The sequence below is a fragment of the Peptostreptococcus sp. D1 genome, from assembly GCF_900112955.1.
Classification (GTDB): domain Bacteria; phylum Bacillota; class Clostridia; order Peptostreptococcales; family Peptostreptococcaceae; genus Peptostreptococcus.
Genome location: NZ_FONP01000001.1, coordinates 235995 through 248746 on the forward strand (window position 1 = coordinate 235995; position 12752 = coordinate 248746).

12 protein-coding genes are annotated in these 12752 nt (G+C 33.5%); 4 read left to right on the forward strand and 8 right to left on the reverse strand.

The genetic code is table 11. From position 1 onward, the window contains the following. Positions 1–325: 325 nt before the first annotated feature. The 4 genes from BM120_RS01055 to BM120_RS01070 all read right to left on the reverse strand — a co-directional run bounded on the left by BM120_RS01055 (position 326) and on the right by BM120_RS01070 (position 4698). Positions 326–1843, reverse strand: a complete 1518-nt coding sequence (locus BM120_RS01055; RefSeq protein WP_091992640.1) for a hypothetical protein — start codon at positions 1841–1843, stop codon at positions 326–328. A 79-nt stretch (positions 1844–1922) separates the two neighbouring features. Beyond that, positions 1923–3467: an AAA family ATPase gene (locus tag BM120_RS01060; protein WP_091992641.1), complete on the reverse strand. Its 1545-nt coding sequence runs from the start codon at positions 3465–3467 to the stop codon at positions 1923–1925. A 2-nt stretch (positions 3468–3469) separates the two neighbouring features. After that, the gene (locus tag BM120_RS01065; protein ID WP_091992642.1) at positions 3470–4348 is read right to left on the reverse strand and encodes a hypothetical protein; all 879 of its coding nucleotides are present in this window, start codon (positions 4346–4348) and stop codon (positions 3470–3472) included. 155 nt (positions 4349–4503) lie between these two features. Further along, a complete protein-coding gene (locus tag BM120_RS01070; RefSeq protein WP_091992643.1) occupies positions 4504–4698 on the reverse strand; it encodes a hypothetical protein in 195 nt (64 codons plus the stop codon). 250 nt (positions 4699–4948) lie between these two features. On the opposite strand from BM120_RS01070, the gene BM120_RS01075 reads away from it, so the two are divergent. The 4 genes from BM120_RS01075 to BM120_RS01090 are packed head-to-tail and all read left to right on the forward strand — an operon-like array spanning position 4949 to position 7666. After that, positions 4949–5602, forward strand: coding sequence for a LexA family transcriptional regulator (locus tag BM120_RS01075; RefSeq protein ID WP_091992644.1), 654 nt, complete (start codon positions 4949–4951; stop codon positions 5600–5602). Positions 5603–5606: 4 nt separating this feature from the next. Next, positions 5607–6890: a Y-family DNA polymerase gene (locus tag BM120_RS11030; RefSeq protein ID WP_442956737.1), complete on the forward strand. Its 1284-nt coding sequence runs from the start codon at positions 5607–5609 to the stop codon at positions 6888–6890. Further along, complete coding sequence (locus BM120_RS01085) at positions 6853–7368, forward strand: hypothetical protein (protein ID WP_442956738.1); 516 nt, start codon at positions 6853–6855, stop codon at positions 7366–7368. The genes BM120_RS11030 and BM120_RS01085 overlap by 38 nt, the downstream gene beginning before the upstream one ends. Beyond that, the gene (locus tag BM120_RS01090) at positions 7361–7666 is read left to right on the forward strand and encodes a DUF5960 family protein (protein WP_091992646.1); all 306 of its coding nucleotides are present in this window, start codon (positions 7361–7363) and stop codon (positions 7664–7666) included. The genes BM120_RS01085 and BM120_RS01090 overlap by 8 nt, the downstream gene beginning before the upstream one ends. A gap of 141 nt (positions 7667–7807) precedes the next feature. Here BM120_RS01090 and BM120_RS01095 read toward each other — a convergent pair whose 3' ends face one another. The 4 genes from BM120_RS01095 to BM120_RS01110 all read right to left on the reverse strand — a co-directional run bounded on the left by BM120_RS01095 (position 7808) and on the right by BM120_RS01110 (position 12734). Next, positions 7808–8590, reverse strand: a complete 783-nt coding sequence (locus tag BM120_RS01095) for a TrmH family RNA methyltransferase (RefSeq protein ID WP_091992647.1) — start codon at positions 8588–8590, stop codon at positions 7808–7810. 11 nt (positions 8591–8601) lie between these two features. Beyond that, a complete protein-coding gene (locus BM120_RS01100; RefSeq protein WP_091992648.1) occupies positions 8602–9270 on the reverse strand; it encodes a potassium channel family protein in 669 nt (222 codons plus the stop codon). A 26-nt stretch (positions 9271–9296) separates the two neighbouring features. After that, a complete protein-coding gene (locus tag BM120_RS01105; protein WP_091992649.1) occupies positions 9297–10673 on the reverse strand; it encodes a TrkH family potassium uptake protein in 1377 nt (458 codons plus the stop codon). Between the two features lie 72 nt (positions 10674–10745). Beyond that, a complete protein-coding gene (locus tag BM120_RS01110; protein ID WP_091992650.1) occupies positions 10746–12734 on the reverse strand; it encodes an LTA synthase family protein in 1989 nt (662 codons plus the stop codon). Between the last annotated feature and the right edge of the window lie 18 nt (positions 12735–12752).

A 12752-nucleotide genomic window follows, 5' to 3' on the forward strand; every position in this document is an offset into this window, starting at 1 on the left:
TATATTTTCTGAAAACTATGAATGTATTTTAACAAAAAAAAATACATAATGCAAGTAATTTTTTGAATTTTTCTCAAAATTTTTTCTTAGTTGTCAACACATATGTTACTCTAACAAGAAAGTTTTTCATAGTCGTCAACACATAAATTCTATATACCTCTATAATAATTATCCTACTTATATTAATCTGAACTTTGAATTCCCTTTTTTATATAGAATGCCCGATTTTGATATTTATCAATATTTACGACTCTTCCTTTTTATTTTTGAATATTAATCACCATAAAAATGCCCCTATCATACATACATGATTAGTGCAAAATAATTAAAATCCAAACAGACTCGCAAAACCTCGTGCAACAGATTTAATACCACCAACTACCGCACTACCAACTGATTTCACAATCTCAACTGCATTGTCACTCACCTTTTGAACGCCCTTCACAACAGCCTTTCCAGCTTTTGAACCAGCCATATATCCAATAGTACCACCAGCGAATCCACCAACAGCAGCTCCAACAGGTCCTAAAACAGCTCCAATAGAAGCACCAATTTCAGCTCCCCCCATAGATGCTGCTAGACCAGCCACGCAAGCACCTGTAGTTTGTTGCATAGCATCAATACCTTCTTTTGCAGTCAATTCTCCAGTAGCAACCTTACCTAAAACCTTAACATTTTCAATTGCTACAAAAGCAATATTGGCAAAAGTGCTACCCTTAGTTCCTTTAGGTATTGCTTTTAGAACCCCTTTTTCTGATGCTACTTTCAAAGCTGCTGCTGTTGCTGTTTTTACACCAAAATCAACACCTGAATCGATAGCGGATTCTACTACTTCTTCTCCGTCAATAGACTCTCCGTTCCAAATCTTTGTTGCAACAGCCATTCCTGCACCAACAGCAGCACCTTGCAAACAAACATATCCAGTCTGCTTACTGATTCCTAATGCTATATCTTTCGCAACATAGTCATTCCAATCGGCATCCATAAAGTTACCTTTCTGTGCCTGTTTTTGCAGTTCTTTTGCCTGTTCTTTTGTTAGAGGATTACTCTTTACGTCTCCATCACCTATTGTCGAAGTAACGGTCTTATTGGGAAAGTATTTTTGTACAGACTCGACTTGTTCTGCCGGCACCACAATTGTCTGGTTATTATAATTTCCAGACTTCAGCATACGAATCGTATCTTCTGCTGTAGCACCGTATTTCATCTGATACTGATGTATTCTTTTTCCATTAGCATCTTTGATAACTACATCAAAGCCATTTTTAGTATACGTTTCACCTGGTTTCAGTGCTTGTACTCCCGCCCTCAAACCACTTCCTTTTGTGGCAGCATCCATATTGAAGGAATTCACATGATGTTGCTCTGCAATAAATCCATCCAAATTAGGATTCTTGCTTGGTATTGTGTACCCACTACCTTTTGTAGTTATAGCTTCGTTCATTGCAGTATTCGCAATTTTAACAGCATTATCTAAATTCTGCAAATACCTTGCACTTTCCCATTCTGACATATATGATGTTGATTGTAGCACAGTTGAAGCAAACCAACTCTCTTTGCTTCTACCTGATGCAAAAGCCTTCTGTTGAGATACCTTCATTTCCTCCGTTATTTTAAGTGAAGTAATAATTTCGCTACTCATTTCATGTATTTCTTCAGATGTTCTTTCAGGAAGCTGTTTTTTAAGCTCTTGTAGTAACCACTCTTCAACATGAATCTTATCTTTAGAATCAACATAACTTTCTAAAAATTCTCTTTGAATTTTGGAAGCACCATGGGCTTCTTCTTCTGATAAGATTCTTTTTGAAAAATCAAATTCAAAATATTCTTGTTGTTTTTCCATTTCACACCTTATCCTTTCCATAGTGGCTATTTAAAACAATAGGAAGCAAAGAAGAGCATTCTTCCTTTTTTACTACATTTTATTCCTTTACAACTGTCTTTTTAAGAGTTGGTTTTATCGCTATTTTATTTTTCGGATTACTTGCTGGCTTTAAATCCATATCTTTTACAGCCTCTTTGATTTCCTCAATGCGTTTTTTCAATGTACTGGAAATTGACTCAATATTCTTTTTTGCTTTTTTTAAATCTTCTGTTGTTAAATGTTCTTTACCGTCAATAAAACAATCTTCAATCGCATCTTTTACTATAGCCTCTAAGTCAGCACCATTATAACCATCTGTTAATTTCACAAGGGAAATAATATCAAGTTCTTTGCTCCACTTGTTACGTTTCTTAAGATGAATTTCTATAATTTTTCTGCGTTCTTCATCATTTGGAAAATCAACGTAGAACAACTCATCAAATCTACCTTTTCTCAAAAACTCAGGTGGGATTTTAGAAATATCATTTGCAGTAGCCACAATAAAAACAGTATTTTCTTTTTCCTGCATCCAAGTTAAGAACTGACCAAATAAGCGTGTAGTCACATCACTGCCACCACCAAAACCACCAACACCAGAAAACGCTTTCTCAATTTCATCTATCCAAAGAACACAGGGACTAATTGCCTCTGAAAGCTTCAAAGTCTTTCTCATATTTTCTTCGGATTCACCAATATACTTACCTAATAAACGTCCAACATCAAGTCTCACCAACGGAATCTCAAATAGCTTGGCTGTTGCCTTTGCTGCCAAACTTTTTCCGCATCCAGGCATACCGACAATCATAATTCCCTTTGGTATATCCACACCGAATTTAATAGCCTTATCCAACTGATTAAAAATAAATTCCTTTTTATAAAGCCATTCTTTCAGATTTTCAAGACCACCAATGTCCTCAATAGTTTCGTGGACAGGTATCATTTCCAACAGACCGGCTTTCTTTATTAGCTGTTCCTTCTGACTAAGAATTAACTGCTTATCATCAAAATCCAGACAACCACCATCCTGGTATGCCAAATTCAAAATTTGCTTTATCTGAAATTCATTTAATCCTTTGAAGGACAAGGATATTTCACTCATTACATCTTCTGATACATCTATATCCAAATCTTTAGTAAAATCTGTCATGATACTCTTAATTTCTGTAACCGTCGGTAACGGAATATCAAACACAGTTATCAAATCTTCAAGTTCTTTTGGGATGAAAAGTTTACTCGATACAATAAAAATTGATGCATTATAGTTTTCATTGTATAAATTTCTCTCTGCAATATATTTCAGCATAGAAATAATATCTGGATTATCTAATTGATCGTGAACGTCCTTCAAAACAATGAACATTGAATGCTCATATCCATCGTCCTTTATAAGTCTTAAAAGATTTAATAAATCACACTCTTTCATCGTAGATTTTGTATTAAAATCAACGATACCTAACCCATTATTGTATTCTATAACTTTCCTGCCATCTATTATATCCGAAATTATATCGTCAATAACCTTAAAGTCAAAATGGTTGATATAGATAATAGGGTATAACGCATCAATATACGAAGATAATAAATCTCTTGCATTATTATTCATACTTATACCTCCATATACAATAATTCATAATCTGCATCATTACACTGATATTCTAAACCATTAAACTTCATAAGTTTATAATTCACATCAGTATAATCCAGTTTTTCCGAAAATTCACCAGCATTTTTGATGAAAGTTCCAGACTTAATAGAAATAACCATCAATTTAACCTCAGGTCTTTCAATTGGATCCCACATTGCTTGAGTATCTCTCTTAACAATTTTCAAATCATCACCAAGAATTTCTTTTGCTTTAGTGGTTGCTAACAGTTCTTTTTTGATAATTGTATTTATTTTTTCATTTGCTTTTTCCCCAATCCAAAACTTTCTAAATGCATCTCTTGTAAGAATTGCAAAAATAGCTTTTGGTGCAGATTCAAACAATCTGAAAAACAACTCATAATGATTCAATTCAAACAGTCCAAAATACTCTCTTTCCATTTGAATTACATCTGCTTTTAAGAGAGCCATATTTTCTTTATTTTCTTCCATATGGAAAACTAATGCAGTATACCCTGAATGATAGTCATCCACGACCTTATTCTTTGCAAAAGCATTCTCTCTGTATATTACATTCAACTTTTTTTCTTCATCCAAGTATGTAAGAATGGCTATTGCCTTTTCGATGTCCTCATCATCCATTTCGACTACTTCAAAGATTTTAACTAATGCCATTACGATTTCTTTTCTGTTCAATGATTTATCGATGGCTTCAACAGCAGCATACTGTTTTTCATAGCCTCTTACATTCAGCCAGCGTAATAATAAACCGTTTTCAAAATATTTAAGCATATCCTCGATTGAAAAATGCTCTTGTAATCCCTCAATATTTCTTACCGGATAGTTGTCAAGAATTAAATTAAACTTAATTGTCTTAGCCATTGCCAATTCCTCCTATATATTGTTTATCTTCATTATATCAAACTACATAGACAATATCTGTCATTTTTTTTAAAAATTTATCATTTTTTCTAATTTCGGTATTCATCAGTAGTAATTATACCGTCTTTTGACTTTTTTGCCTGTTGGGGAATCGCTCACACTCGCCCAAATTTTACCACGCCTTCAACTTGCCCATTTGCACATAAATATTGAACTTGCCTTTCTGTGATATTCCAATACCATGCTGTTTCCTTTATTGTTCTATATCCATCTATAATATCTATTACCTTCATCTTAAAACAATTTATTACATCCAGCAACAATGAAATAGATGTTTTTCTCAGTTCCATTGTTCGCCTCCTAAACTGTGCTTGATACTGGCAGACTGACTTCAGTTTTGCTACATATAATAATATTCGTTTTTTCGAAATTTGTCAACATAAAGGATGAATCGTTATAGAATGGATTCTTAGTTGTCAACACATTATGTTAAACTAAGATAAAATATATAATTTTTTAAAAAAATATTTTCAAATTATCACAAAAATGTTATACTGTTTGTAAAGTTATAACTTGACAATTTAAAAGGAGGCACAAACCATGTTTTCACATGATAACCTGAAGAAAATAAGGCTTGAGTACGGTTACTCTCAGACAAAAATTGCCAAATACATCGGTGTTACACGTTCCGCCTACTCAAGCTGGGAGGTTGGCACCTATCAGCCAAACAGCAAAAACCTAAAAAAGCTAGCCGAGTTTTACAATGTTGATATAGATTACTTTGAGTCTGACTACGAGATTGTACATAAATATCTAAGGTTAAATGAATTAAATAGATACAAGCTTATGAATTATGCAAATGAGCTATACTCATCACAGCTTACACTATACAGAGTTCATGCAGAGCTTTCAGCCGGCAAAGGTGAATGGTACGACGAGAATAGTGGATACGACACAGTATATTTCGATAAAAATATTTCACATGATATAGCATCTTGGATAAAGGGTGACTCTATGGAACCAAAGTATAGAGATGGTGACGTCGCCCTAATAAAAAATACTGGGTTTGATTTTGATGGACAGGTCTATGCTGTCGTGTACAGAGAAAATACCTACATCAAAAAGGTTTATCTGGAAAGCGAAAAAATAAGACTGGTTTCAATAAATAAAAAATATGACGACATTCTAGCCTCAATAGATGAAGTCAGAGTAGTAGGCTTGGTCGTGGATAGCTTCAGACCTATGGAGAAATAGTATCATGACAATTATTGACTATTCCAGAGAACCTCGTTCAGATATCGCTTTTGTAGATATGAAATCTTTTTATGCTAGTGTTGAGTGTGTTCAAAGAGGACTTCACCCTCTAAACACATCTCTGTGCGTAATGAGTAATTTCGACAACTACAATGGTCTAATACTTGCTGGCTCACCTGTATTCAAAGAAGTATTCGGAAGAAGCAATGTAGGTAGAGCCAGAGATTTGCCATTTGATATAAACACACGCAAATTCAGCTTTGAAAATGCATCCAGACAAAATATTAATGTGACAAAAAAATACATCGAATTTGTAGAACAATGGGCAGAAAAAACCTTTATAGTACCACCACGTATGGCACTGTATATACAGGAAAACATAAAAATTCAAAAAATATTCCAAAACTTTGCCTCCCCAAGTGAAATTTGCCCATATTCAATCGACGAGGCATTCATAGACCTAACGACCTCCATAAACTATTTTGTTGGAGACAGCACCGTCAGTAGAAAAGACAAATTGGATATAGTCTGCTCAAGGATTCAAAATGATATTTGGAGAGAAATAGGAATCTATTCTGCAATAGGAATGAGTAACGCCAATCCACTATTGGCAAAACTAGCCCTCGACAACGAGGCAAAAAAAACAAAAAGTATGAGGGCAAATTGGTCATATGAAGATATTGAGACAAAGGTTTGGGGAATCGATAATCTCGTAGATTTTTGGGGAATCGGAAGTAGAACAGCAAAAAGACTAAACAAAATCGGAATATACTCGATAAAAGAGCTAGCAAACTTTAACCCCGAATACCTTAAAAAGGAATTTGGTGTGATGGGTGTCCAGCTATGGTTTCATGCAAATGGTGTAGATGAGAGCAAGGTCACAGTCCCCTATAAGCCACAATCAAAGGGATTGGGTAATTCTCAGGTTCTTCCTAGAAATTATACAAAGCAATCCGAAATAGAAATAGTTCTAAAAGAGATTGCAGAACAAGTTGCCATACGCCTAAGAAGAATAGATAAAGATGCCTGTGTAGTGTCAATCTATATCGGATTTATCCATAACGACGATCATAAATCTATAAATGCGAGCAAAAAAATTAAGCCAACTCATCATACAGAAGATTTGATAAAACACGTTATAGATTTGTTTAGATGCAAGTTTAATGGTGGCTCTGTCAGAAGAATTGGAGTGAGGTATGAACAGCTTCAAAAAAGAGAATATCAGGTTTTTTCGCTTTTTGACGATCCAATTGAAATGCAAAAAAAGAAAATCTGGAAAATGCAATAGACGGTATAAGAGACAAGTTTGGTTACCTGGCAATACAAAAAGGTACATCCTTGATGGAAGGATCCAGAGTCCGTCAAAGGAGCAAATTGATAGGTGGACATTGCGGTGGAATGGATGGTACAAAATGATAGATAGATCTTACCTACCTTATAAGGTTGCAAGAGAATACGTTGATAGAGGTATGGCAAAATGGATGAGCTTCTTTATATCCGAACATACGACTGCTCTAACTAAATTGAAAAATGAATCCAGCTTTTCTGAGGAAATGGATCCAGAAGAAAAGATGATAATAATATACCAAATGTACCAGCACGGTGTAACTATTTTACTGTTCACGTCCGATAGAAAAGAGCCTTACATAGGCACTATTTGTGATATAGACTGCGAAAAAATATACTTTAAGACAGATGATAAAACACGAAGTTTTTTGTTTTCTCAAATACTTAGGTTAGATATTGCGGAGGAAGACAATGGATAAATTAGAAAAAAATAGTATTCAGTTTGACTACTTTAGTAGCAACTACAAAAAATTTGAGGATGATTTCTACAAATTTGCTGATTTTAACATTCCATTAACCTTTATTGCAGATGACATCCTCAAATTAATGGTTTCTACTAATAAAAGCTATTTTAGATTAAATGGTGGAAACTCCAAAGACGGGTTAGACCATTATTTTATATTTAGAGAACACCCACATAATGAAAATGAATCCGTTAAAATGTATGAATATGTGGGACATAGATATTCTATAAAAAACAATAGGGATAATATATGATAATATTACAAAAAAGCTCGCATAATCAATAAACTATCGTGATTCAAATCAGTATAGTCTAAATTAGTATCTGAAACAGTATACTTTTAAATCACGATAAACAAAATAAAACGGATAATGCGAGCTTTATATCAATATTACTTACCTGACTATCTTATACATCAATATGGCAGAGGATATAGCCACATTCAGAGATTCTGCTTTTCCAAACATGGGAATCTTAACGAGAATATCTGAATTATCATACCAAAGCTGATTTACACCATTTGCCTCATTCCCAACTACCAATGCCACTGACTCATCATATGAAACCTCATCAAAATAACTATTGGCATCAAGAGAACCGGATACTATCTGAACCTTTGAAGCACTCAATTTTTCCAGTATATCATTTTCGTCAGCTACTATTACGTCCATGTAAAATAGAGATCCCATTGTAGCTCTGACAACCTTGGGATTGAATATGTCAACGCAGCCTTTAGTCAATATAACCAAATCAAATCCAGCAGCATCAGCAGTTCTAATTATTGTCCCAACATTCCCAGGATCCTGCACTCTATCTAAAAGAATTATTTTTTTGTGAACTTCTCCATTAAAAATATTAATCGACATATCGTCAATATCAAAAACAGCCAGTACTCCCTGTGTATTTTCAGTCGTACAAATTGAGTTAAACAGCGAATCACTCACTACAAACAAATTCGCCTTACTATCCAAAATATCTATAAAATCCTTATTTTTGACATCTTGAAAAAAACTCTCACTAATTATTGAAAATACGATATCTGCATTATACTGAAGCGCCAATTCTATAGTTCTCAATCCCTCAGAAAAAAACTTATTCTCCCTATTTCTATACTTCGATTTATGTAAAGATTTTACTAGCTTAATTTTCTCATTGTCCTTACTTTTGATAGTCTTCATAAAATTCTCCCTTAGAAATTACTCATATTAGACTCTTTGATCACCAATTTTTCAATGACATCCTTTTTACCTGCAACTACAACGATATCATCCTCTCCAAAAATCTGTACAGGATTTGCAGGAACATCAAAAATATCCTTGTTTTTAACACCAATTACAGTCAATGAATACTTCCCTCTCACATCCAAGTCTATCAAAGATTTTCCAATCCAACTATTAGGAACCTTCATCTCAAATATGGAATGCTTGCTGTCTAATTCCATATAATCGACCAAGTTGTTAATAGTAAGGGATTTTGCCACCTTCACTCCCATATCGTGTTCTGGAAATACAACTCTGTTTGCACCAATTTTTCTTAAAACTTCGGCTTGAAGATTATCTGTAGCTTTACTGATAACCATCGGTATTCCAGATTCCTTTGCCAAAAGTGTAGCCATTATTGATGCTCTAAGATTTGTTCCAATTGCAATAATTGCAACATCAAAATTACTAAGACCTATTTTTTTAATCGCATATTCATCTGAAGCATCAGCAACTATAACATTGTCCAAAACCTCAGATAAATGTTGTGCAACCTCTTCATTATTATCAACTACCAAGACATCCTGGCCTGATTCGTACAAAGTCATCGCTAGAGATTTTCCAAATCTTCCAGCCCCAATTACAACATATTGCTTCATTTCTTACCTCTTAACCTAACTTAAATTTACCCAATCAATATTTTTTCTTCCGGATATCTAATTTTATTCTGAACAGTATCATTCATAAAATACGTGAATACAGTTAAAGAGCCAACTCTCCCCAAAAACATCAGCAACGAGATAAAAACCTTGCCAAAAAGATTTAGATTTGAAGAACCAGCCATTGATAATCCAACTGTAGCCAGCGATGATGATACTTCAAATGCACTTTGCATCAATCCAAATTTTTCATTCTGAGTTATAGTCAAAACATATGTACCAACTACAAATATCGCTATTGCAATGAAAAATACACCAAGTGCCTTTCTAAATGTCAATACATCGATTTTTTTCTTAAACACATTTATATCATTCTCATTTTTTAAGAAGGATACTACAGATATAAATATTACAGCAAGGGTAGTAGTTTTAATCCCACCTCCTGTAGATGCAGGCGAAGCTCCAATAAACATCAATACTATTAAAACAAAAAGAGTATTCGCTCTAAAGCTATTGAAATCAATCGTTGCAAATCCAGCTGTTCTAGTAGTCATAGATTGAAAAAACGCAACCTTTAATTTGTCTACAATACTCATTGTACCGATGCTACTCGCATTGGAATACTCACCACAAAATATAACCAATGTACCTATAATTAACAATATAATTGTCGTAATTATTGCCAATTTAGAGCTTAAATCATATTTTTTAAACCTAAGCTTGTTGTATTTTATGCAAATCAATACAGGAAAACCAATACCTCCCAAAATTACAAGCACTGATAAAGTCAAAACAACAATGGAATTATTATAAAACATCAGCATAGACGAAAATTCACCACTATGCCTTCCCATCAAATCAAACCCAGCATTGCAAAATGCTGAGATAGAATGAAAAATGCTATATCCAATCCCATCTATCAATCCAAGCCTCGGTATAAACACAATTGAAAGCAGTAAAGCTCCAACAAGCTCAATGCTGACAGTGAATATAAGCACTCGTCTAATCAATCTAACAACACCCGAAAGCTGATTTTGATTTAAGGACTCTTGAAGCAGCATTCTTTTTCTAATATTTATCTTAGTTCCAAAAATAAATGAAATCAACGCCCCAATAGACATAAATCCCATTCCACCAATCTGTATTAGTAAAATAATAACCGTCTTTCCAAAAACACTCCAATGTAAACTGGTATCAAGCACAACCAGTCCAGTAACACACACAGAAGATGTTGCAGTAAAAAGACAGTCAAAAAAATTTGTTACCTCTCCACTATTTGAAGATATCGGAAGCATCAAAATAAGTGTTCCTGCCAAAATCACCCCAGCGAAACCCAATACCATTATTTGCCCAGGTCTATATTTATATAAAAATGATTTTTTACGTTTCTTAAAGCTGTCCATTTTTCCTCCGAAAAATCAACCAAACAAAAAAATAAAGCAATAGATTCACTTTATTTTTTTGTTTGGTATGTACTAAAAATTATATTTAAACTTGTTGGACTCCTGAATTACACTTCCTTCCTTATCTATCAGTCTCAGCATTATCTCCTTCTCTCCAGTATAGAAATTGTCATAAAGCTTGATAGTAGTTTCATTTTCGTAATCGGAATCAACTCTTTTTCCATCTAAAAATACGGTTACCTGTCTATTAAAGCCAGAGCCTTTAAGATAAAATTCTCCACCTACATTTTCAATATTCTCTAGCTTCATTTCATCATTGCCTATTTTCATCACCGTTTTTTTTGGTAATTCATCAGACTTTAAAAAATATTGTTTTCCAAACAGAATATCATATTGTACCATCTCCAATTTTTTCATATATTCTTTGTCATTTTTCAAATATTTATGAATTAAATTCATAGGATCTAGATTTTGTCCTGCTGTATCAAGTGTCATGGTACTCAACTGATATGCTTGAAAATCACTTGGAACTGACTTTTTCGGAACACCGAAATTATTCACTATGGTAAAAATAGATGCAAATTTATCTATATTCGATTTCTTTTCAGTAATAACATTCAAAGCTGGCAAATGATCTCCATACAATACAAGAACAGTCGGCTTTTTTAACTTATTTATTTCCTTTACCAAATCTCCCACAAATTTATCCATATTATATACTAAATTTGCGTAAAAAAGAATTTGATTTTGATCTGACTTTGACAAGGTTGATTTTGCTATACTAATATCGTAATTACTGCTTTGCATATCCTTAGTAGGATATCTACCATGTCCCTCAGTTGAAACAGTAAAAACAAAGCTTGGTTTTCCGTCCTTATTTTCAATTTCTTGAGTAATATATCTTGTCAAGCCATTGTCTTTTGGCCATCCTACAGATGTATATTCAACATTTGTCATCACCTCTAAGGGAATAAATTTGCCAAAGCCCAAATGCTCTAATCCACCATCTCTATTGTAAAAATTTTTTTCAAAATTGTGTATTGCCACAGTTTTGTACCCAATACTGTTCAAATTACTCGCAATAGAAAGCGATGGCTTTTCAGATAGAAAAGTATGGTACGGAATCTCACCTTGCTGAAGGAAATCAAAATTACTCCCACTCAGCACCTCATACTCAGTTCTTGCTGTTCCGCCGCCTATAACTGGAACATTCATAAATCCAGATGTATATTTTTTCATTAATTTTCTCATATTCGGCATAGGATCTTTGTCAAATGTAATTCCCTCTATTCTGGTCGGATCCATAAACGACTCCAATTGTACCATGATTATATCGGGTGTTAATTTTGAATAGGATTCATTTTTTTGTCTTTCCTTGGCGATTTTTTCTACCTCATATCTGATAGATTTAATCGCTTCTTCACTGTATCCATCTGGTTTTGTCCTTATAATGGACAATGTCTCATCTGCAAATGAATAGGCAAAACCATTATTTTTGAATGATAGCCCTACGTCCCACGCAATGACATTTATTATCTTATTAGTCTTGAGCTGTGGAATAACAATAATCGACAACAACACAATAGAAACATAAATGAATATATTCCTAACTCCAGTTATCCAAATACTCTTTTTATCTTTTTTAAATATCCAAACACAAATAATTAAAAACAAAACTATCAGCACTATAGCCATAATTTCAGCTTTAATGTCAAAAAAAGCATTTGCTACATTCGCAGCCTCTTTATAGCTCATAAAATCGTATGGAGAAAGAGGCATTCCTCTAATACTCATCAGAAAAGAGCTTACAACCGAAAGAGATATCAAAATAAACGAAATTATAAAATATGAAAATCTCTTTCTTTTGATGAACACAGTCATACCAAAAATACTCAACAGCACAAATATATTCACTACAGCGTTAAGAGGACTCTCTATGACAAAAGTAAAAAAATCCAAAATGCTCTTTCTCGAAATTATTTCAATAACTATGAAAATTATAATAGATAAGCCCAATATGGAAATCAGTTCATAGTTTTCAAATTTGTTATTTTTCTTCATTTTTCTTACTTGCCAATA

Excerpts from the sequence above, each read along its gene's own strand:
- BM120_RS01070 (WP_091992643.1), bottom strand. The coding sequence starts at position 4,698 with ATGGAACTGAGAAAAACATCTATTTCATTGTTGCTGGATGTAATAAAT.
- BM120_RS01100 (WP_091992648.1), bottom strand. The coding sequence starts at position 9,270 with ATGAAGCAATATGTTGTAATTGGGGCTGGAAGATTTGGAAAATCTCTA.
- BM120_RS01060 (WP_091992641.1), bottom strand. The coding sequence starts at position 3,467 with ATGAATAATAATGCAAGAGATTTATTATCTTCGTATATTGATGCGTTA.
- BM120_RS01095 (WP_091992647.1), bottom strand. The coding sequence starts at position 8,590 with ATGAAGACTATCAAAAGTAAGGACAATGAGAAAATTAAGCTAGTAAAA.
- BM120_RS01090 (WP_091992646.1), top strand. The coding sequence starts at position 7,361 with ATGGATAAATTAGAAAAAAATAGTATTCAGTTTGACTACTTTAGTAGC.
- BM120_RS11030 (WP_442956737.1), top strand. The coding sequence starts at position 5,607 with ATGACAATTATTGACTATTCCAGAGAACCTCGTTCAGATATCGCTTTT.
- BM120_RS01065 (WP_091992642.1), bottom strand. The coding sequence starts at position 4,348 with ATGGCTAAGACAATTAAGTTTAATTTAATTCTTGACAACTATCCGGTA.
- BM120_RS01075 (WP_091992644.1), top strand. The coding sequence starts at position 4,949 with ATGTTTTCACATGATAACCTGAAGAAAATAAGGCTTGAGTACGGTTAC.
- BM120_RS01110 (WP_091992650.1), bottom strand. The coding sequence starts at position 12,734 with ATGAAGAAAAATAACAAATTTGAAAACTATGAACTGATTTCCATATTG.
- BM120_RS01055 (WP_091992640.1), bottom strand. The coding sequence starts at position 1,843 with ATGGAAAAACAACAAGAATATTTTGAATTTGATTTTTCAAAAAGAATC.
- BM120_RS01105 (WP_091992649.1), bottom strand. The coding sequence starts at position 10,673 with ATGGACAGCTTTAAGAAACGTAAAAAATCATTTTTATATAAATATAGA.